Annotated in this window: 14 protein-coding genes; 8 read left to right on the forward strand and 6 right to left on the reverse strand. The window is 70.4% G+C overall.

Going from position 1 to position 20,803, the window contains the following annotated elements; translation table 11 throughout:
* Positions 1–11 precede the first annotated feature (11 nt).
* A complete protein-coding gene (locus KALB_RS16435; protein ID WP_236650271.1) occupies positions 12–2,525 on the forward strand; it encodes a glutaminase domain-containing protein in 2,514 nt (837 codons plus the stop codon).
* Positions 2,507–4,555 (forward strand): MGH1-like glycoside hydrolase domain-containing protein, encoded by a 2,049-nt coding sequence (locus KALB_RS16440; protein WP_025356805.1) that lies wholly within the window; start codon positions 2,507–2,509, stop codon positions 4,553–4,555. Before KALB_RS16435 ends, KALB_RS16440 begins: the two co-directional genes overlap by 19 nt.
* A 216-nt stretch (positions 4,556–4,771) precedes the next feature.
* Here the strand turns inward: KALB_RS16440 and helR are convergent, their stop codons facing one another.
* Together helR and KALB_RS16450 are read right to left on the reverse strand one after the other, a co-directional pair.
* The gene (gene helR / locus KALB_RS16445; RefSeq protein ID WP_030108153.1) at positions 4,772–6,940 is read right to left on the reverse strand and encodes an RNA polymerase recycling motor ATPase HelR; all 2,169 of its coding nucleotides are present in this window, start codon (positions 6,938–6,940) and stop codon (positions 4,772–4,774) included.
* A 53-nt stretch (positions 6,941–6,993) separates the two neighbouring features.
* Positions 6,994–8,229 (reverse strand): glycosyltransferase, encoded by a 1,236-nt coding sequence (locus KALB_RS16450; RefSeq protein WP_025356806.1) that lies wholly within the window; start codon positions 8,227–8,229, stop codon positions 6,994–6,996.
* A gap of 545 nt (positions 8,230–8,774) precedes the next feature.
* Here KALB_RS16450 and KALB_RS16455 point away from each other — a divergent pair.
* Genes KALB_RS16455 through KALB_RS16470 form a run of 4 tightly spaced genes read left to right on the forward strand, consistent with a single transcriptional unit; the run spans position 8,775 to position 13,849 of the window.
* Entirely contained in the window at positions 8,775–9,632 is an 858-nt protein-coding gene (locus KALB_RS16455; protein ID WP_025356807.1) for a HalD/BesD family halogenase, read from the forward strand.
* Positions 9,633–9,647: 15 nt separating this feature from the next.
* Positions 9,648–10,490 (forward strand): class I SAM-dependent methyltransferase, encoded by an 843-nt coding sequence (locus KALB_RS16460; RefSeq protein ID WP_025356808.1) that lies wholly within the window; start codon positions 9,648–9,650, stop codon positions 10,488–10,490.
* Positions 10,487–12,265, forward strand: coding sequence for a choline/carnitine O-acyltransferase (locus KALB_RS16465; protein ID WP_025356809.1), 1,779 nt, complete (start codon positions 10,487–10,489; stop codon positions 12,263–12,265). Before KALB_RS16460 ends, KALB_RS16465 begins: the two co-directional genes overlap by 4 nt.
* 45 nt (positions 12,266–12,310) lie before the next feature.
* Positions 12,311–13,849, forward strand: coding sequence for a sulfatase-like hydrolase/transferase (locus KALB_RS16470; protein ID WP_042220410.1), 1,539 nt, complete (start codon positions 12,311–12,313; stop codon positions 13,847–13,849).
* A gap of 52 nt (positions 13,850–13,901) precedes the next feature.
* Here KALB_RS16470 and KALB_RS16475 read toward each other — a convergent pair whose 3' ends face one another.
* The 4 genes from KALB_RS16475 to KALB_RS16490 form a co-directional block, all read right to left on the reverse strand.
* Positions 13,902–15,281 carry an alpha/beta hydrolase family protein gene (locus tag KALB_RS16475; RefSeq protein WP_025356811.1) on the reverse strand — a complete coding sequence of 460 codons (1,380 nt, stop codon included), beginning with the start codon at positions 15,279–15,281 and terminating at the stop codon, positions 13,902–13,904.
* 76 nt (positions 15,282–15,357) lie between these two features.
* A complete protein-coding gene (locus KALB_RS16480; RefSeq protein WP_025356812.1) occupies positions 15,358–16,731 on the reverse strand; it encodes an aspartate aminotransferase family protein in 1,374 nt (457 codons plus the stop codon).
* Positions 16,732–16,831: 100 nt separating this feature from the next.
* Complete coding sequence (locus tag KALB_RS16485) at positions 16,832–17,335, reverse strand: hypothetical protein (RefSeq protein WP_025356813.1); 504 nt, start codon at positions 17,333–17,335, stop codon at positions 16,832–16,834.
* Between the two features lie 16 nt (positions 17,336–17,351).
* Positions 17,352–18,002: a peptidoglycan recognition protein family protein gene (locus tag KALB_RS16490; protein WP_025356814.1), complete on the reverse strand. Its 651-nt coding sequence runs from the start codon at positions 18,000–18,002 to the stop codon at positions 17,352–17,354.
* Between the two features lie 113 nt (positions 18,003–18,115).
* Between KALB_RS16490 and xylA the strand changes: the two genes are divergently transcribed.
* Together xylA and xylB are read left to right on the forward strand one after the other, a co-directional pair.
* Complete coding sequence (gene xylA, locus KALB_RS16495) at positions 18,116–19,273, forward strand: xylose isomerase (protein WP_025356815.1); 1,158 nt, start codon at positions 18,116–18,118, stop codon at positions 19,271–19,273.
* 11 nt (positions 19,274–19,284) lie between these two features.
* Positions 19,285–20,661, forward strand: a complete 1,377-nt coding sequence (xylB, locus tag KALB_RS16500; RefSeq protein WP_025356816.1) for a xylulokinase — start codon at positions 19,285–19,287, stop codon at positions 20,659–20,661.
* Positions 20,662–20,803 lie beyond the last annotated feature (142 nt).

Raw genomic sequence — 20,803 nt, forward strand, 5'->3', positions numbered from 1 at the left:
CCCATATGGGCATGGACACCGTTGACCGCCGTACCGTGCTCCGCCTCGCCGGGTTGCTGGCCGCCGGGACGGCGCTCGGCGTGCCCGCCTTCGGGGCCCCGCTGACCGCAGCGGCACCGCTGGCTCCCGCCCCGATCCGCCCACCCGCCACCCCGTTGGCCGTGCGCTCCATGTACCTGTCCACTTGGCAGCGCGCCGACACCCTGCCCGGTACCTGGTCGAGCTTCTGGAACGGCCGGACCGCCGCGCTGTGCGGGATCGCCCGCGTGGACGGCACGCCCTACGTCTTCGCGGGCGCACCGGGCATGGGGCTGGCCACTATGCGGCAGACCTCCTTACAGGTCACCGCGACCCGGTCGATCTACACGCTGACCGGCGGCGGCATCACGCTGACCGTCACGTTCTTCTCCCCGGTGGACCCCGTGGACCTGAGACGCCAGTCGGCGCCGCTGAGCTACGTCACGCTCAGCGCGGCCAGTTCGGACGGCCGTTCGCACAGGGTCAGCCTCTACCTGGACATCTCCGCCGAGTGGGCACACGGGGACAACGCCCAGCAGGTCACCTGGTCGCAGCGGCAGACCGGTGCCACCACCGCGCTGACCTTCACCCCGGCCACGCCCACCGTGCTGGCCGAGCACGGGGACCAGGCCTCCTGGGGCACGGTCGTGCTGGCCGGGGTGAGCGCGCCGGGCCTGACCTGGCAGGCGGGCCAGGACACCGTGGTGCGCGGCAACGCCGCCAACTCCGGCGCGCTGCCCGGCACCAGCGACACCGCCCAGCCGCGCGCGATCTCCGACCGCTGGCCGGTGCTGGGCCTGAACTACGACCTGGGCACGGTCGGCGGCACGCCGGTCAGCCGCACCGCTGTGCTCGGTCACGTGCGCACGCCCGCGGTCAGCTACCTCGGCACCCAGCTCAACCCGTGGTGGCGGCACTACTGGGGTGACTGGACCGCCATGCTGGACTGGTTCGTCGCCGACCAGGCCACCGCCAGCCAGCGCGGTACCGCACTGGACGACCGGGTCGCCGCCGATGCCCGAGCCGCCGCGGGGGACAAGTACGCGGCGGTCTGCGCGCTGGCCGTGCGGCAGGCGCTGGCGGGCACCGAACTGGTGGACCGCGACGGCTCGCCGTGGGCCATGCTCAAGGAAATCTCCTCCGACGGCAACGTGTCCACTGTGGACGTCACCTACCCGGCCTTCCCGGCGATGCTCTACCTGAGCCCGGACTACCTGCGGCTGATGCTGGAGCCGGTGCTGGACTACAGCGAGCGCGGCGGCTGGCCCAAGACCTTCGCCGTGCACGACCTGGGCTCCAGCTACCCCAACGCCACCGGCCACAACGACGGCAACGAGGAGGACATGCCGGTCGAGGAGTCGGCCAACATGCTGATCATGGCGGCGGCCCTGGTCCAGCACCTGCCCGCCGAGCAGGCCCGGTCCTTCGTGGCCGCGCACTACCGGATCCTGCGCCAGTGGGCGGAGTACCTGATCGGCAACGCGCTGGACCCCGGTTACCAGAACCAGACCGACGACTTCACCGGGTTCATCGCGCACAGTGTGAACCTCGCGCTCAAGGGCATCGTGGGCATCGGCGCGATGAGCATCGTGGCCACGGCCAACGGAAACACCGCCGACGCCCAGCACTACCTGTCCACCGCGCGGTCCTACATCAGCCAGTGGTTCGACAAGGCCCAGGACAACGCGGGCGACCACCTGAAGCTGGCCTACGACAAGGACAACACGTGGAGCCTGAAGTACAACGGCTATCCCGACGCCCTGCTGGGGCTGGACCTGGTGCCCGAGGGCGTCGCGGTCCAGGAGGCCGCCTGGTACCAGCGCAACGCCGGTGCCTACGGGGTGGTCCTGGATCCGCGCAACGACTACACCAAGGGTGACTGGGAGGTCTGGACCGCCGCCTGGCTGGCCGCGTACCCGGTGCGTGACACGCTGATCAACGGGGTCTACAACTTCGCCAACGGCACGAGCGGGCACTCCCCGCTGTCGGACTGGTACGTGGTGGCCAGCGGCAACGAGCGCGGGTTCGCCGCGCGCCCCGTGGTCGGCGGCATGCTCGCCCTGTTGCCCAGCAAGGCATCCGGGCCCACCAAGTGGGTGCGCATCCAGAACAAGCACAGTGGCAAGGTGCTGTCGGTGCTGAACATGTCGCTGGCCAACAGCGCCGAGGTGACGCAGTACGCCGACAACGGCACCACCGACCACCTGTGGGCGATCACGCCCAACGGGGACGGTACGGTGCGCATCGTGAACCGGCACAGCGGCAAGGTGCTCGCGGTGCACGACCAGTCCACTGAGGACGGTGCGCACGTGCAGCAGTACGTGGACAACGGGACCCCGGACCACGTGTGGCGCATCGTGGACGCGGGCGGCGGCTGGTCGAAGATCGTCAACCAGCGCAGCGGCAAGGTGCTGGCGGTGCAGGACCAGTCGATGGCCGACTCCGCGCAGGTCACGCAGTACGCTGACAACGGGACGGAGGACCACCTGTGGCGCGTGCTGTCCTGACCGTTCTGCTGGCGGCGGTGCTCGGCACCGTCGGGGTGGCGCCCGCCACGGCCGCTGAGGCGGGCGCCACCGCCTTCCTCGACCACCCGGCCCTGCTCGGCAAGGTGGACGACCCGGGCTGGTACCAGCGCAACATCCCGTTCCTGGAGGTACCGGACAAACAGGTCCAGGACGTGTACTACTACCGGTGGCAGACCTACCGGGAACACCTGGTCTACACCGGGACCCAGTACGGCTGGCTGTCCAGCGAGTTCCTGAACCCGGTCAGCTACGGGGCGCCGTACGGGGGAGTTGTGGCCGCCGCCGGTCACCAGATCACCGAGGGCCGCTGGCTGCGCGACCAGAGCTACGTCCGCGACGACATCGACTACTGGCTGCACGGCCCCGGCCAGTTCGCCAAGCCGCGCACCGAGGAGCTGAACAAGGACGCCGCGGACTGGGCGCACGAGTACAGCTTCTGGGCGGCCAACGCCGTGTGGCAGCAGTACCTCGCCGCGGGCGACGCCGCGTTCACCGCCACCGAGCGCCAGGCGCTGATCAGCCAGTACGACGGGTGGGCCAACCACTTCGACCAGGGGCTCGGCCTGTACTGGCAGGTCCCGGTCTGGGACGCCACCGAGTTCTCACCCTCCTCCTACGAATCCGCCGACCCCTACCACGGGGGCGCGGGCTTCCGGCCGACGATCAACGCCTACCAGTACGGGGACGCGCGGGCGATCGCCCGCATCTCCGAGCTGACCGGCGACCACGCCACGGCCGCCGAGTTCGACGGCCGTGCGGACCGCCTGCGCACCGCCATGCAGGCACACCTGTGGGACCCGGCCAGGCAGTTCTTCTACGACATGCCCCGTGACAACAACCCCTCGCACGCGCTGCTGGGCACCCGCGAGGAAATGGGCTTCGTGCCGTGGATGTTCGACATGCCGCAGCCCTCGGACGCCACGGCCTTCGCACAGTTGCTGGACCCCAACGGTTTCCGTGCCGCCTACGGACCCACCACGACCGAGCGGCGCAGCAAGTGGTTCATGCACGAGGCGGCCAACTGCTGCCGCTGGGACGGCCCGTCCTGGCCGTACGAGACGGCGCAGACGCTGACCGGGCTCGCCAACCTGTTGCAGGACTACCCCTCGCAGCGAGTGATCACCGCGGCCGACTACGTGTCGTTGCTGCACACCTACGCGGCCACCCAGTACAAGGACGGCAAGCCGTACGTGGCCGAGGCGCACGACCCCGACCAGGCGCGGTGGATCTACGACGGGGTCAACCACAGCGAGGACTACAACCACTCCACGTACAACGACAACGTCATCTCCGGGCTGATCGGCCTGCGCGGCCAGGCCGGTGACACGCTGACGGTCAGGCCGCTGGCCCCGGCCAGCTGGGACTACTTCGCGCTGGAGAACACGCCGTACCACGGGCACAACGTGACGGTCCTGTGGGACCGCACCGGTTCGCGCTACGGCCAGGGACCGGGTCTGCACGTGTACGTGGACGGCACGCTCGCCACTGTCCGGAGTGGACTTGAACCGGTGACCGTCCATGTTGGACCAACCGTCGTGCAGCCCAGGTCGAACCTGGTGAACGTGGCCACCAACAGCCAGCGGTCGGCCACCGGCTCGCAGCCCAGCGCGAGCTACACCTCGCCGTACGACAACCCGTGGAACGCCGTTGACGGCATCGTCTTCCGCTACGGCATCCCGGAGAACAGCCGCTGGACCAGCTACGCCTCACCCAACCCCACCGACAGCTACGCGGTGGACCTGCGTAACCCGGTGACCGTCGACGAACTCCGGCTCTGGTTCTACGACGACGGGGGAGGGGTGCGGGTCCCGGCGAACTTCACCGTGCAGTACCGGACCGGCAGCGGTTGGGCTGACCTGACAACGCGGTCCGCGCCGGTGGGCAACGCCATGACGGTGGTCAGCTTCCCGCCGGTCAGCACCACCGGGCTGCGCGTGGTGGCGCCCAACCGTGGCGGGGGCACCGGCTGGGGCCTGTCCGAGTTCGAGGTGTGGGTGCCTCGACCCTAGTGCGGTGTCCAAGACCGTCGTCGGGTGATGTCGTGATCCAGGTGGATGGATCGGCGTGCCGCCCCCGTGTCCTCGTACTGGGTGTACGGGGGCGCGGGGGCGGTGCGGCGAGGCGCCGCCTGGGCGCGGCAGCACCGACGACGGGCGCCGGACACCGCACTAGCCCGTGCCGCCGGGCCGACCAGTGCGCGGTCGGCTCGGCGGTGCGCCAGAGCGCTACGCGGTCTCGGCGAGTCCGGTCAGGACTTCCGGCAACGGGCCCTGGTGCAGGACGCCCAGGCGCTGGGTGGCGCGGGTGAGCGCCACGTAGAGTTCGGCCGCGCCGCGCGGACCCTCGGCGAGGATCCGTTCCGGGTCCACGACCAGGACGGCGTCGAACTCCAGGCCCTTGGTCTCCGAGGCCGGCACCGTGCCCGGCACACCGGCTGGCCCGATCACGATGCTGGTGCCCTCGCGACCGGCTTCGGCCCGGACGAACTCCTCGATGGCAGCGGGCAGTTCCTCCTCGGTGACCCGCCTGGACCAGGGCTGGACCCCGCAGGCGCGGACCGACTCCGGTGCCTGGACCTCGGGCGCGAACTCGGCGAGCACCGCGGCGGCCACGGTCATGATCTCCGCAGGGGTGCGGTAGTTCACCGACAGCGACCGGTAGGCCCAGCGGCCGGGCACGTAGGGCTCCAGCATGCTGTCCCAGGAGGCCGCCCCGGCCGCCGACCGGCGCTGGGCGAGGTCGCCGACCACCGTGAAGGACCGGCCGGGGCAGCGCCGCATCAGCACCCGCCAGTCCATTTCGGACAGTTCCTGGGCCTCGTCGACCACGACGTGCCGGTAGGTCCACTCCCGGTCCGCGGCGGCGCGTTCGGCCAGTTCCCTGGTGTCGCGTTCCAGGAAGCGGTCGGCCAGTTCATCGGCCTGGATCAGGTCGTGGGCGAACAGGTGGTCCTCGTCGTCCATCATGTCCTCGCGCTTGACGAGGCTGTCCATCACGCGGGCGGCGTACTCGGCCTCGGCCTTGCGCTCCTGCTCGGCAGCCTGGTCGACCGACTTGTCGCGGCCCAGCAGTTCGACCAGTTCGTCGAGCAGCGGCACGTCCGACACCGTCCAGGCCTCGCCTTCGGCGCGCCACAGCGCCTCGTCGGCGCCTGCCGCGCGCAGCCGTTCACGAGAGGTGTACAGCGGCGCCAACAGGGATTGCGGCGTCAGCACCGGCCAGAGCTCGTCGAGCGCCGCGGTGAACCTCTCGTCCTCCGCGAGGTCCTTGAGCAGGTCCGCTCGCATCTTCTCCCACGCGTCGCGGTCCGATCTGGTCAGCCAGCCCTTGCCGATCCGGCCTATCGCCCGTTCGGTGAGCACGTAGGTGATGATCTCCGTGAACACCGAGCGCGCGTCGTTGTGCGGCTGCCCGCTCGCCCGTGCCTCGTCCCTGGCCCACTCCGCGGTCGCGGCGTCGATCCGCAGCGGGATGCCCGCCAACTCGATCGGCAGCGGGTCCTCCGGCAGCCGCTGCCGGTCGGCGATCGCCGCCGCGAGCACGTCGAGGATCTTCAGCGAACCCTTGAGCCGCGCGGCCTCCGGGGTGTCCTCGGCGGTGACGTGCAGGCCGGGCACGAGGTCGCCGGTGGTCGTGAACACCACGTTGGACTCGCCCAGCGAGGGCAGGACGCGGCTGATGTGGTTCAGGAACGCGGGGTTGGGCCCGACCACGAGCACCCCGTGCCGCTCCATCCGCTCCCGCTGGGTGTAGAGCAGGTACGCGACCCGGTGCAGGGCCACCACGGTCTTGCCGGTGCCCGGTCCGCCCTCGATGACCAGCACCCCGGGGTGGTCCAGTCGGATGATCCTGTCCTGCTCGGCCTGGATCGTCGCCACGATGTCGCGCATCCCGTCCCCGCGCGGTGCGTTGACCGCCGCGAGCAGGGCCGCGTCCCCGCGCTCGCCCTCGCCGGGACGGCCGAGCACCTCGTCGGTGAAGTCGAGCACCTGGCGCCCGCGGGTGTGGAACTGGCGGCGCCGACGCATGTTCTCCGGGTTCGCGCCGGTGGCGACGTAGAACGCGCGCGAGGCCGGTGCCCGCCAGTCCAGCAGCACCGGCTCGTACTCGTTCTGCTCGTCGAACAGGCCGATCCGGCCGATGTAGGAGTGCTCGCCCGAGATGGTGTCCAACCGGCCGAAGCACAGCCCGTCGTCGGCCACGTCCAGCCGCCGCACCTCCCGGGCCAGCGTGCGCACCTCGTCGTCGCGTTCCAGCAGCGTCCCGCCGTTTCCCGCCAGCGCCGCGGTGTACCCGCGCTTGACCCGCGCGCGCTCGGCGTCCAGCCGCGCGTAGAGCCCGGCCACGTAACCGCGTTCGGACCGCAATTCCTCTTCGTACCCCTGAGCTGACACATTCCCCTCACGGCGGCTAGCTGATCGGCAAGGTCTGGACCTTCCCGCGCGGTTCACGCGGGCACTGGTGGCTTCTCTCGGTTGTGCATGTCGAGCAGCAGTTGCGCGGCGACCACGGCCCCGTCGGTACGGATCATCCCGGCCACGGCGGCCGCTCGCGCGCGGGTCCGCGGGGTCAGGGCCGTCCGGAGCGCGGCCGACAGGGACTCGAAGCCCGGGATCGGCCCGTCGTGCGCCGCGCCGATGCCCAACTCGGCCACCCGACCCGCCCAGTACGGCTGATCACCCGCCTGGGGGACCACCACCTGGGCGGCACCTGCCTGGGCGGCCGTGGTCATGGTGCCCGCGCCGCCGTGGTTCACCACGGCGGCCACCCGGCGGAACAGCGCCTGGTGGTTCATCTCGCCGACGGCGAAGCAGTCGTCCTGTCCGTCGATCTGGGCCAGCTCGGCCCAGCCTCGGGACACGAGCACGCGACGGCCCTGCGCGTGGACCGCCTCGATGGCCACCCGGGCCGGGTCGGTCGAGCCGTGCATGGGCATGCTGCCGAAGCCCACGTACACCGGTGGCGCGCCCGCGTCCAGGAAGGCCACCAGGTCCTCCGGGAGCGGGCGGGTGTCGGGCAGCAGCCACGCGCCGGTCTGCACCACGTCGAGTTCCGCCGTCTCCTGCCACGGGTCCAGGACCGGATCCGTCGCCAGCCACGGCCGGTCGCCGAGGACGTAGTCGCGAACCCCGGCCACCGGGGGCAGGCCGAAGGACACCCGGTTGGTGTTGAGCGCCTCGCCGAACAGCGCGGTCGTGACCTGGACGTCCAGATCCCACAGCACGCGGTTGTCGGTGATCCCCGGCGGCAGCGGGTGGCCGGGGTAGGCCAGCGGCGGGTGGTGCGGCGAGGGCAGGACGATCTTCTGGAAGGCCACGAACACCGACCGGAGGTCCAGCTTCTCGGCCACCGACAGGGCACCGGCCACGGCCGGCAGCATGCCGGTCGCCACCAGCAGGTCGCAGCCCTCGGCCGCCGCGGTGACCGCCTCGAACTGGTCGGCGATCAACTTGGCCGCGCGCTGGGACAGGGAGGATGGTGGCGGTGCCGCGAGGGTCAGCTCGCGCGCCGAGGGGCCCACCGGCACCAGCGGCACCCCGATACCGGCCAGCCGCCGCGCGAAGTCCTCGTCCGGCGGCGCGCACACCCGCACCTGCGCGCCGAGTTCCATCAGGCGCACCGCGAGACCCACCAGCGGCTCGACGTCCCCCCGTGATCCGTACGTCGACAACAGCACCCGCACTCCGCTACCCCCAGTTTCCGCAGGTTGTGGCCTTGGCCCGAGGATTCTGAGGCATCACCGGGGCCTTGCCGCAAGCCCCCCGGTGCGCTATAAGTTGAACATGGAGGGGAGTGGGCAGCCTCCTTTCCGATCCCGGGCACACCAGTCGCGCTCACCTCGATGCCGGACGGCTCGAACCTGGGCGTGGCCGATGACTTGACGGCCTCAGGGGAGTGCGGGGACGGGTCCGCCTTGTACGAAGGTGACAATTCCTTGCTGCTTCTGGATTTCGGCGGGCTCGCCACGGCCAACGCGCACAGCCCGGCGGGCGGTCAGGAGCTGATCTCCTTTCCTGCTGCGCGACACCGGGCTGTCCACTGTTCCTCATCGCCCATTCTGAGGGCACCGTCCACACAGCGCCGCCAGCGAGCTCCCCGCGCGCTGATTTCCAAAACAGTTGCCGTGTGCGACCGATCACAACTCCAGGGCTGCCAGGATGATCATGTGCTAAACGTTTTCTGACGATCAGGGAAAGCGCTGCTGCTTCACCTCGCGAGAGGACGTCGATGAGCACTGCTGACGCCGTGACCGCCCTCGATTTCCTCGACACCGACAGATATCCGCTCACCGAGGTGGGCAGCGCGGCGTGGCGGGAAATCGTCGACCGCAGCAGAGCCGAACTGCGCGAGCTCGGGTGCAGCGTGCTGAAGGACTTCATCCGCCCGCAGTTCCAGGACCTGCTGCGCACCGAGTGCGCGGCCTTCGCGCCGCACGCCTACGCCAAGGTGGAACGGGTCAACGCGTACAACATCGCGCTGGACACCCCGCTGCCCGAGGACCACCCCGGTCGCACGATCATGGAGCGCGGCAACGCCTTCGTGGCGCGCGACCACATCCCGGCGACCGCGATCATCCAGCAGCTCTACACCAGCCCGGTGTTCCAGCGGTTCGTCGCCGACTGCTTCAGCCAGCCCGCGCTGCACGAACTCGCCGACCCGCTGTCCGGGCTCACGCTCAACGTGATCGAGCCGGGCCGCGCGCACCCGTGGCACTTCGACACCAACGAGTTCACCGTCAGCATGCTCACCCAGGAGGCCGGGGGCGGCGGGCGGTTCGAGTACTGCCCGAACATCCGGTCGGCCACCGACGAGAACCTGGACGCGGTCCGGGCGGCGCTGGCCGGAAAGAGCGACCTCGTGCGCCAGCTCGACCTGCGCCCCGGCGATCTCCAGCTGTTCCTCGGCCGGTACTCGCTGCACCGGGTCACGGCGGTGCACGGTGCGCTCGCCCGCCATTCGGCGATCTTCGCCTACAGCGAGCGCCCCGGCGTGGTGGGCAGCCCGGAGCGCACGAGACAGCTGTTCGGCCGGGTGCTGCCCGCACACCTGGCCGGATCCGTCCGTGGCGACGCATTGCTCGACTGAGTCAGGAGCCAGCCCGTGCCCTTGGACCAGACCGGCAAGATCTCCTTCGACGACATCTACACCGCACCCGATCCCCGCGCGTTCTTCGGCACCCTGCGCGGGCTCGACTACCAGATCCCGCAACTGGCCAAGCCGTACTTCAGCACGCTGATCGAGAGCTACCGCGAGGACCGGCAGGTCGCCGAACCGACCGTGCTCGACGTCGGGTGCTCCTACGGGGTCAACGGGGTGCTGAACCGGTGCGACACGACGATGGACGAACTGTTCGAGCACTACGGCGAAGCGGATTCGCTGGACCACGAGGAGCTGCTCGCGCGCGACCGCCAGCTGGTGCGGTCCAACGGCGGGGCCACCGGCGTGCGGTTCGTCGGCCTCGACGCCTCGGTACCGGCGCTGGAGTACGCGCACGCCGCGGGTTTTCTCGACGAGACGATCCCAGCCGACCTCGAAGCCAACGAACCGGACCCCGAGCAGCAGGACCTCCTGGACGAGGTCGACCTCGTCGTGTCCACCGGCTGCGTCGGGTACGTCACCGAGAAGACGCTGACCCGCATCGCACGCGGCGCACGGCCGTGGATGGCGCACTTCGTGCTGCGGATGTTCCCCTACGAACCGGTGGCGGAGGGCCTGGCCGAACTGGGATACCAGACCGCTAGCATCCACGGCGTGTTCAAGCAGCGCCGCTTCGCCTCCGCGGAGGAACAGGCGCAGATCCTGGACACGCTGTCCACAGCCGGGGTGGATCCGCAGGGGCTGGAGACGGAGGGCTGGCTGTACGCCCAGCTCCACCTGTCCTGGCCGCACGGCGCCGCCACCGGGCTGGAGTCCGCCCTGAGCACCCTTCGAGAACGAGGATGACCGTGAGCAGTCCGGAGTGGTCCACCCGCACCTTCGGCAACGAGGAGGGACTGCCCCGGGTCCCGTTGCCCACGCTCGAGGACACCTGCCGCCGCTTCCTGGAGTGGTGCGCCCCGCTGCTGACCCCTGAGCAGCTGGCGGAGACCGAAGCGGCCGTCGCGGACTTCCTGGCGCCGGACAGCCCAGCCCATGAACTCCAGTCCGCGCTGGAGGCCTACGACCGGTCCGCGGGTGTGCACAGCTGGCTGGACACGTTCTGGCCGTACCGCTACCTCGGCCGCAGGGACCGGATCGCGCTCAACGCCAACTTCTTCTTCCTGTTCAAGCAGTCCCCGCTCGGACAGGTCGAGCGCGCGGCCGAGCTGGTCGCCTCCGCTGTCGACCACAAGCTCAAGCTGGACGAGGAACTGCTCGCCCCGGTGGTCCTGCGCGGACAGCCGCAATCGATGGTGCAGCACAAGTTCCTGTTCTCCGCGACGCGGATCCCGGGCCAGGTGCTGGACACCGCGCGCACCCCGTACCGCGAGGACTGGCCGGGTCCCTCGGGCGCGCGGCACATCGTGGTGTTCTTCCGGGACACGCCGTTCCGGATGGAGGTGCTGGACCCGGTGGGACGCCCGCACACCCCGGAGCAGATCGCGGCCGGGCTGCGCGCGATCCAGGAGTCGGGCCAGGTCGTCGAGGACCGTGCGGCAGCGGTCGGGCACTTCACGACCAAGGCGCGCGCGGACTGGGCCTCGAGCAGGGCGGCCTTGCTGGCCGCGGGCAACGCCGATGCGCTCGACACCATCGAGACGGCGTTGTTCTGCCTGTGCCTTGAGGACTTCGCGCCCGCGGACACCCAGCAGGCGTGCGACGAACTGCTGCACGGCGACAGCGGGAACCGGTGGTTCGACAAGGCCGTCTCGTTCGTCGTGTTCCAGGACGGCAACGCGGGGATCAACGTCGAGCACTGCGAGCTGGACGGGACCACGATCCTCGCGTTCACCGACGCGCTGCTGAGCGGGCAGCGGTCCGCGCGCGAGGCGGCCAGCGGGGTCCCGGCGTTCGCGCCGGTCGAGTTCACAGTGGACGACGCGCTGCGCGAGGACGCCCGTGAGGCGGGCAAGTCCTTCGCCGCGTACGCGGACGCGACGGCCACGAAGACCGTGTCGTTCGACTTCGGCGCCAACCGCGCCAAGCAGCTCGGGATGTCGCCGGACGCCTTCGCGCAGATGGCCTACCAGCTCGCGCACAAGCGGGCCAAGGGACTGACCGGCGCGACCTACGAGTCCATCGCGACCCGACAGTACCGCAACGGCCGCACCGAGGCGATGCGTGTGGTCACCCCCGAGGTGCTGGCGTTCGTCGCGGCCATGGACGACCCGGACCGCTCCGCCGACGCGCGGCGGGAGGCGCTGCGGGCTGCGGCGGCCAAGCACGTGGCGCGGGCGAAGGAATGCCAGGCGGGCGACGCGCCGGAGCAGCACCTGTGGGAACTGCAACTGATCCAGAAGCGCCGTGGCGTGCAGCAGGCACCGGCCCTGTACAGCTCGCCGGGCTGGCTGGTCATGCGCGACGACTACCTGAGCACCAGTTCCGCGCCGTCCAACAACATCCAGTACTTCGGGTTCGGTTCGACCAGCCCGCAGTGCATCGGGGTCGCCTACGTGCTGCTGCCCGACCGCTGGAACCTCTACCTGAGCACGCCGCGACACGTCGCCGAGGAGATGCACCGCTTCGCCGACGAACTCACCCGTGCCGTCAAGCAGTTGCAGGACCTGCTCGCCGGGTAAGCGCCATCAGCTCTCCTTCAGCCAGCGGCACTAGCTTTCGCTGGCATGGACATTCGAGGAAGGTCTTGGACGGTTGCGGGCGGTGCGCCTCCCCGGCGCACCCGCCTGATCGCCGCGGTGACGGCGCTGGTGCTCGCGGTGGGCCTGGGGGCCGCCGCGTGCGCCCTGCCCGGGGCGCAGGCCGCGCCGTCGGCCGAGCAGGCCAAGCCCAACATCGTGTTCGTGCTCACCGACGACCTGGCCACCAATCTCGTGCAGTACATGCCGCACGTGCAGGAACTGGCCAAGGCGGGCACCTCCTTCAGCAACTACACGGTCACCGACTCGCTGTGCTGCCCCTCGCGGTCCTCGATCTTCACCGGCCGGTTCCCGCACAACACCGGGATCTACACCAACGGCGGTGACGACGGCGGGTTCGGCACCTTCAACGGCAAGGGGGAGGAGAACGACACCACCGCGACCTCCCTGCGGCACGCCGGGTACCGCACCGGCATGATGGGCAAGTACCTCAACGGCTACCAGCCGGGCGGCACCGTGGGTGGCCAGGCCAACTACGTGCCACCGGGCTGGGACGAGTGGGACGTGGCGGGCAACGGGTACCCGGAGTTCGACTACGACCTCAACGAGAACCACAAGGTCGTGCACCACGGTTCCCAGCCCAGGGACTACCTCACCGACGTGCTCAGCGGCAAGGCCTCGGACTTCATCACCTCCTCGGCCTCGGCGCACTCGCCGTTCTTCCTGGAGGTGGCCAGCTTCGCCCCGCACGCCCCGTACACCCCGGCGCCGCAGGACGCCTCGTCCTTCCCCGGGCTCAAGGCACCGCAGGGCGCGGCCTACGACACCCTGCCCAGCGACGCCCCCGCCTGGCTCGCCGAGCGCACCCCGTTGACCGACAAGGAGAAGCAGAGGATCGACACCGCTTTCCGCAAGCGGGTGCAGGCGGTGCAGTCGGTGGACCGGATGATCGCCTCGATCGAGGACACGCTGTCCAAGGCGGGGGTCGCTGGGAACACCGAGATCGTGTTCAGCTCCGACAACGGCTACCACATGGGGGAGTACCGGCTCACCCCCGGCAAGATGACCGCCTTCGACACCGACGTGCGCGTGCCGCTGGTGGTCTCCGGGCCGGGAATCCCGGCCGGGCGCACGGTGGCGGCTCCCGTGGAGAACATCGACCTGCGCCCGACCTTCGCGGAGCTGGGCAAGGCCGACACACCGTCCTCAGTGGACGGTCACAGCCTGGTTCCGTTGCTCAGGGGGCAGAGCCCACCGGACTGGCGCACGGCCGCACTGGTGGAGCACCACGGGCCGGACACCACCCCCGAGGACCCGGACTTCCCGGCGGCCAACAGCGGCAACCCGCCGAGCTACCAGGCGTTGCGCACGGCCGACTACACCTACGTCGAGTACTCCGGTGGCGCCAAGGAGTACTACGACCGCCGCACTGATTCCTCGGAGCTGCACAACACCGCGAGCAAGCTCCCAGCGGCGAGGTTGACGATGCTGCACAACGCGTTGCAGGCCATGTCCGCCTGCCAGGGCCAGGACGCCTGCTGGAGCGCCGCACACCAGGCGCACTGATCCGGCACGGCTGCCGGGCCGGTCAGCACGTGACCGGCCCGGCAGCACGAACTCAACGCCGCAGGCTGAACTCCTTGTCCAGTGCGGTGTTCAGCTCGGCGCCCACGGTGGGCCTGGCCGGGGCGGTGACCCCGGCCCAGCGGCGCAGCGCCGCGGTGGCCTGGGTGCTCTCGGCGCTGGTCAGCTGCGCGATGTTGGAGCCGTGGTTGCCGCCCACCGCCTGGTACCAGTAGGAGTCCCTGGTGCCCGGACCCAGCCGGAACGGCTCGGCACCCCACGGGTCGTTCTGCCCGTACACGAAGATGAAGTGGCTGGAGTTGAACTTCACCCACAGGTCGATGTCCAGCATCGTGAACGGGTCGAAGGAGGTCTTGATCTCCTTGGGCACGAAGGTGCGCGCCGTGCTCGGCGGGTAGCGCAGCTCGCGCTTGAGGTGGTCGTAGCGCACTTTCGGGTACCCGAGCTGGGTGGCCGCCTGGTAGTAGTACGGCACGAACTTCTCGTTGCCCTGGTCGGTGTAGCCGCTGAACCCGTTGACCTTGTCGAACCAGCCCAGCACCTCGGCGTCGCTGGCGGTGGTCTTCGGGATGCTCGCGCAGTCGGCGGCCTTGCTGTACTGCCAGAACGCCCACGGCGCCTCGGCAACCAGGTACTCCAGCGCGTGGTCCACGTCGCCGACCAGGGTGAAGGTCTGCTTGTTGGCCTTGGCCCAGTCGGCGAACAGCGCGGTCAGCTTGTCCCTGCGGTGCAGTGCCTCGATCTGCAACGTGTGCATGTCGGTGCGGCACTGGTCGCTGCCCACCTTGGCGAAGAACCGGTCGTAGGCCGAGTCCTCGTCGTTGTTCACGTCGTCCGGTGCCACGTAGACCACCGAGCCGTCCACGTCACCGGGGTAGAACCGGTGGTGGTAGACCGAGGTCATGCCGCCCTTGCTGGCCCCGGTGGAGATCCACCTGCCTCCGTAGATCGCCTTGAGCGCGCCGACGATGCGGTGGTGGTCGGTGGCCCCCTGCCAGATGTTGAGGTCCGACCAGTCCGCGGGTTGCGGGCGGGACGGGGTGAAGAAGCGCTGCTCCACCGAGATCTGGTTGGCCTCGGTGAGCTTGGTCGGCTCCGAGAGGAACGGGCCCGCCGGCATGTTGTAGCCCGTGGTGTGCAGGATCATCGGCCGGTCGGTGGCCCGGTGCATCAGCGTCAGCCGCTGCTGGAAGGTGCCCGCCGAGGGGTGCCTGTGGTCCACGTACTGGGTGTAGCTGAGCACGAAGAAGCGGTAGGGCGCCGGAGCGGGCTGCTCCGCCTCCACGGTCAGCCCCGGCACCGCCCTGAGCTTCGCCAGGATGTCGTCGGTGGCCGCACCCGCCGTGGGGGCGGCCACCGCCAACGAGGCCACGGCCAGCGCGGCCGCGGTCAGCACTCTGAACAAACGACGCATTCGTCCCTCTCCCCGGTCACTGAGGCATTCATCCTCAGTGACCGGGGCACAGGTCGGTACCCGTCACAAGTCGGGCTCAGAGCTTGGTCCACGCCTCGGTGAGCACCGAGCGCAGGACCTGCTCCATCTCGTCGAAGTGGCTCTGCTCACAGATCAGCGGCGGGGACAGCTGTACCACCGGCTCACCCCGGTCGTCGGCCCGGCAGTACAGGCCGTTGTCGAACAGCGCGGTGGACAGGAAGCCGCGCAGCACCCGCTCGGACTCCTCCGCGGTGAAGGTCTCCTTGGTGGCCTTGTCCTTGACCAGTTCGATGCCGTAGAAGAAGCCCGCGCCGCGCACGTCCCCGACGATGGGCAGGTCGTGGAGCTTGTCCAGGGTGGACCGGAACGCCTGCTCGTTGGCCCGCACGTGGTCGTAGATGCCCTCGCGCTCGATGATGTCCAGGTTGGCCATGGCCACCGCGCAGGACACCGGGTGCCCGCCGTAGGTGGAGCCGTGCATGAACGTGGTGGTGCCCCGCAGGAACGGCTCCATCAGCCGGTCGCTGGCCAGCACCGCGCCCAGCGGGGCGTAGCCCGAGGTCAGGCCCTTGGCGGTGGTGATCATGTCCGGCTGGTAGCCGTACCGCTTGGCGCCGAAGTCGTGGCCCAGCCTGCCGAAGGCGCAGATCACCTCGTCGGAGACCAGCAGCACGTCGTGGGTGTCGCAGATCTCGCGCACCCGCTCGAAGTAGCCGGGCGGTGGCGGGAAGCAGCCGCCGGTGTTCTGCAACGGCTCCAGGAACACCGCGGCCACGGTGTCCGGGCCCTCCAGCACGATGGCCTGCTCGATCTGGTCGGCGGCCCACCGCCCGAACGCCACGTAGTCGTCCGCGTGCTCGGGAGCACGGTAGAAGTTGGTGTTGGGCACCTTCAAGGTGCTGGGCACCAGCGGCTCGAAGTCCTGCTTGGCACCGGGCAGGCCGGTGATCGACAGGGCGCCCGCCGAGGTGCCGTGGTAGGCCAGCGCCCGGCTGACCACCTTGTGCTTGGTGGGCTTGCCGACCAGCTTGTAGTACTGCTTGGCCAGCTTCCACGCGGTCTCCACCGACTCGCCGCCGCTGACGGTGAGGAACACGCGGTTGAGGTCGCCGGGCGCGTCGGTGGCCAGCCGCTCGGCCAGTTCCACCGCGGTCGGGTGCGCGGTGCCCCACAGCGGGAAGTACGCCAGTTCACGGGTCTGCTTGGCGGCGGCCTCGGCGAGCTCCTCGCGGCCGTGGCCCACGCTGACCGCGAACAGCCCGGCCAGCCCGTCGAGGTAGCGGCGGCCGTGCGCGTCCCACACGTACGCGCCCTCGCCGCGCACGATCACCGGGATCTCGGACTCGGTCCCGCCGTGCCGGGTGAAGTGCATCCACAGGTGGTCGCGGGCGGCGTCGGACAGTCGCCGCGCGTCTGGGGTGTTGCTCATGGCTCTCCTGCCAGACGCCGCTCGCGCCACTGAATCAGTAGTCGTGTACCGGACATGACTACGTTTATCGCATATCAAGGACGCGTATGCAACGGAATCCTTAGAACCAGGGGTTGCTCCACCCCAGGTAGTGACCGCCCCACCTGCTCTGGACGGTGCCGATCGTCGTCTTGCTGAGCCTGCCCTTGGCCACGATGTCGTTGGAGACGAACTCGCCGCCGCCGATGGAGATCATGACGTGCCCGTACGGGCTGTTGGGGATGCTGAAGAAGGCCAGGCCGCCCGCGGGTACGTCGGTGCCCGTGTGCTTGTACTTGGCGGGGGTCGAGCTCCAGTGCTGCGCGGCGCTGGCGTGCCCGCTGGCCGAGCGGCCGTAGGCCAGGCCCACCACGTGGTCGCAGCGGTGGTCGTAGTCGGAACTGGTGGCGCCGACGTGGCTCTTGGCCCAGGACACGGCCTGCGCGCAGGTGCGCGGGTTGCTGGTCGCCGGGCTGGAGCAGGACGCCGCCTGGGGTGCGGCGGGCGCCGCCACGGCAACGGTGGCACCGAGTGTCAAACCGAGAGCGGTGATTCCGGACGTGAGCAGGGTTCGTCCGCGGAACATGGTGGTCCTCCTGAGGTCAGAGCTTGGCGGCTACGTCCTTGCGGAGCTGGGGCAGCATCTTGTAGAGCACGTCCCCGGGGCAGTCGGTGTTGTAGTAGTCGCGGTGGCCGTAGATCGCGGTCGGCTTGATGTCGTACTGGGTGCAGATGTAGGCGCACAGGGACACCAGCGAGCTGTAGAGCTTCGCCGGTGGCTGCGTGGACATGTAGTTGCCCTCGTTCTCGATGCCGATGGCGATGTCGTTCTGGCCGGGGCAGTGCGCCGCGCGCACCATCTTGTGCCCGTCGCGCAGCGCGGCCAGGCTCTGGTGCCGCCCCTCGGTGACGTAGCCGCCCCGGCTGTTGGTGAAGTGCTGCCCGGTGTCGATCCAGTGGTTGTCGTCGATGTGGTGGTCCTGGATGGACCGGGACAGCGAGAAGGCGTGCGCCTGGCTGTAGTCGGTGCTGTTCGGGGTGTCGGTGTGGTGCACCAGGATCTTGGTCGGCCGGGAGTTGAGCACCGTGATCGTCTCCGTGGCCGCGCGGGCGCCCCAGGTCGCGCAGCTGGAGATGGTCGGTGCGGCCTGCTCGGTGCCGAAGGCCGGGGCGGTGCCCAGTGCGCCCGCGCCCACGGCGGCCCCGGTGGCGGCGAGCATCCGCAGCAGGGTGCGTCTGTCGAGTGGTTCCATGGCAACAGGGTTGGGGCGTATCCCGTGACTGGGCAACAAAGAGTCACGGACCGTTGCAGATTCCTGCACGCCCCTTTTAGTATTGCCGCTGAACTAAGTCAGGGAGGACCTCGATGACCAGCACGCCCACCCCTGCGGACAGGTTCAGCTTCGGGCTGTGGACGGTCGGCTGGCGCGGGGCCGACCCGTTCGGCGACCCGACCCGCGAGGCACTGGACCCGGTGGAGGCCGTGCAGCGGCTGGCCGAGCTGGGCGCCTACGGGGTGAGTTTCCACGACGACGACCTGATCCCGTTCGGCGCCGACGAGGCCGACCGCACGCACCGGATCGCCCGCTGGCGCAAGGCACTGGACGCCGCCGGGCTCGTGGTGCCGATGGCCACCACCAACCTGTTCAGCCACCCGGTGTTCAAGGACGGCGGCCTCACCAGCAACGACCGCTCCGTGCGCCGGTTCGCGCTGCGCAAGGTGCTGCGCAACCTGGACCTGGCCGCCGAACTCGGCGCCGCGACCTACGTGCTGTGGGGCGGCAGGGAGGGCTCGGAGACCGACGCGGGCAAGGACGTGCGCGCCGCGCTGGAGCGCTACCGCGAGGCCATGAACATCCTCACCCAGTACGTGACCGACCAGCACTACCCGATCCGGTTCGCCCTGGAGCCCAAGCCGAACGAGCCGCGCGGGGACATCCTGCTGCCCACCATCGGGCACGCGCTGGCGTTCATCTCCTCCCTGGACCGGCCGGAGCTGGTCGGGGTCAACCCGGAGGTCGGCCACGAGCAGATGGCCGGGCTCAACGTGGTGCACGGGGTGTCCCAGGCCCTGTGGCAGGGCAAGCTGTTCCACATCGACCTCAACGGCCAGCGCGGTCCCCGCTTCGACCAGGACCTGATCTTCGGCCATGGCGACCTGCTGTCCGCCTTCTTCCTGGTCGACCTGCTCGAACACGGGGGCTACCACGGCCCCCGGCACTTCGACTACAAGCCGCTGCGCACCGAGGACCGGGCCGGGGTGTGGGCCAGCGCCGCCGCCAACATGCGCACCTACCTGCTGCTGCGCGAGCGGGCAGCGGCCTTCCGCGCCGACCCCGAGGTGCACCGCGCGCTGGAGACCAGCAAGGTCGCCCAGCTGTCCATCCCCACCCTGCGCCGCGGGGAAACCTACCGGGACCTGTTGGCGGACAACGAGTTCGATCCGCGGGCCGCGGGCGAGAAGGGCTACGGTTTCGTGGAGCTGAGCCAACTGGCCCTGGAACACGCGCTCGGCGCGCGCTGAGGAGGAACGGCATGGCACTGGTCGCGGGCTTCGACTCGTCCACGCAGTCGTGCAAGCTCGTGATCCGTGACGCCGAGAGCGGGCAACTGGTCCGGCAGGGCCGGGCGGCGCACCCCTCGGGCACCGAGGTCGACCCCGAGGCGTGGTGGCAGGCGGTGCGGCAGGCCACCGCGGACGCGGGTGGGCTCGAGGACGTGGCGGCCGTTTCGGTCGCCGGGCAGCAGCACGGCATGGTGTGCCTGGACCCCCACGGGCGCACCGTTCGGCCCGCGCTGCTGTGGAACGACACCAGGTCGGCAGCCGCCGCGGTCGACCTGGTGTCGGACCTCGGTGGGCCGCAGGCCTGGGCGCAGGCCGTGGGCAGCGTGCCGGTGGCCTCGCTGACCGTGGCCAAGTTGCGCTGGCTGGCCCGCCACGAACCGGACAACGCCGCCCGCACCGCCACCGTGTGCCTGCCGCACGACTGGCTCACCTGGCGGCTGTCGGGTCTTGACACCTTCCTGACCGACCGCAGCGATGCCAGCGGCACCGGCTACTGGTCGCCGTTCACCGGGAAATACCGCGAGGACCTGCTCGAATTGGCGCTCGGCCATTCCGTGCGCGTTCCGGAGGTCGCCGAGCCCGACTCCCTGCACGGCCGGTTCGGTGCCGGTGCCGGGGACAACGCCGCCGCCTGCCTGGGCGTGCAGGCCGAACCCGGTGACGTGGTGGTGTCCATCGGCACCTCGGGCACCGCCTTCGCCCGCAGCGACGCACCCAGCGCCGATGCCACCGGCACCGTCAACGGGTTCGCCGACGCCCAGGGCGGCTTCCTGCCGCTGGTCTGCACCCTGAACGCCGCCCGCGTGCTCGACGCCACCGCACGCACCCTCGGCGTGGACCTGGACCAGTTGTCCCAGCTGGCCCTGACCGCCCCCACCGGCGCCGACGGGCTGGTGCTCGTGCCTTACCTGGAGGGGGAGCGCACGCCCAACCGCCCCGATGCCACCGGCTCGCTGCACGGGCTGCGGCTGGACACCATGACCCCCGCCCACCTGGCCCGCGCCGCCGTGGAAGGCCTGCTGTGCAGCCTCGCCGACGCCGTGGACGCCCTGGTGGCCCAAGGCGTTCCCGTGCGCCGCGTGCTGCTGGTCGGCGGCGGCGCCCGTGCCGAGGCCGTCCGGCGCATCGCGCCCGCCGTGTTCGGCTGCCCCGTGGTCGTGCCCGAACCCAGCGAGTTCGTCGCCGACGGAGCTGCCAGGCAGGCCGCCTGGGCCCTGCTGGGCACGGACGAGCCCCCGCGCTGGAGCGCCCTGACCGCCCGCACCCACGAGGCCGAGCCCGCACCCGAGGTCCGCGCCCGCTACGCCACCGCCCGCGACCTCACCCTCCCCCGCCAGGACGCGTAGCCCCGCCTTGTGCCCGGCGAGTCCCGTCCTGTGCCCGGCGAGTCCCGCCCGCCAGCACGCGAGTCCCACGTTCCGGTGCCGTGCGCGCCCGCACCGGCGCAAGCCGCTGGACGGCCCTGCCCCCTGCCCGCGACACTGTGCG

It is taken from the genome of Kutzneria viridogrisea DSM 43870, from assembly GCF_000525635.1.
GTDB lineage: Bacteria > Actinomycetota > Actinomycetes > Mycobacteriales > Pseudonocardiaceae > Kutzneria > Kutzneria viridogrisea.

Bases quoted from the DNA above. Each gene is read 5' to 3' on its own strand.
- KALB_RS16435 (WP_236650271.1), top strand. From the start codon at position 12: ATGGACACCGTTGACCGCCGTACCGTGCTCCGCCTCGCCGGGTTGCTG.
- KALB_RS16455 (WP_025356807.1), top strand. From the start codon at position 8,775: ATGAGCACTGCTGACGCCGTGACCGCCCTCGATTTCCTCGACACCGAC.
- KALB_RS16465 (WP_025356809.1), top strand. From the start codon at position 10,487: ATGACCGTGAGCAGTCCGGAGTGGTCCACCCGCACCTTCGGCAACGAG.
- KALB_RS16470 (WP_042220410.1), top strand. From the start codon at position 12,311: ATGGACATTCGAGGAAGGTCTTGGACGGTTGCGGGCGGTGCGCCTCCC.
- KALB_RS16475 (WP_025356811.1), bottom strand. From the start codon at position 15,281: ATGCGTCGTTTGTTCAGAGTGCTGACCGCGGCCGCGCTGGCCGTGGCC.
- KALB_RS16480 (WP_025356812.1), bottom strand. From the start codon at position 16,731: ATGAGCAACACCCCAGACGCGCGGCGACTGTCCGACGCCGCCCGCGAC.
- KALB_RS16485 (WP_025356813.1), bottom strand. From the start codon at position 17,335: ATGTTCCGCGGACGAACCCTGCTCACGTCCGGAATCACCGCTCTCGGT.
- KALB_RS16490 (WP_025356814.1), bottom strand. From the start codon at position 18,002: ATGGAACCACTCGACAGACGCACCCTGCTGCGGATGCTCGCCGCCACC.
- xylA (WP_025356815.1), top strand. From the start codon at position 18,116: ATGACCAGCACGCCCACCCCTGCGGACAGGTTCAGCTTCGGGCTGTGG.
- xylB (WP_025356816.1), top strand. From the start codon at position 19,285: ATGGCACTGGTCGCGGGCTTCGACTCGTCCACGCAGTCGTGCAAGCTC.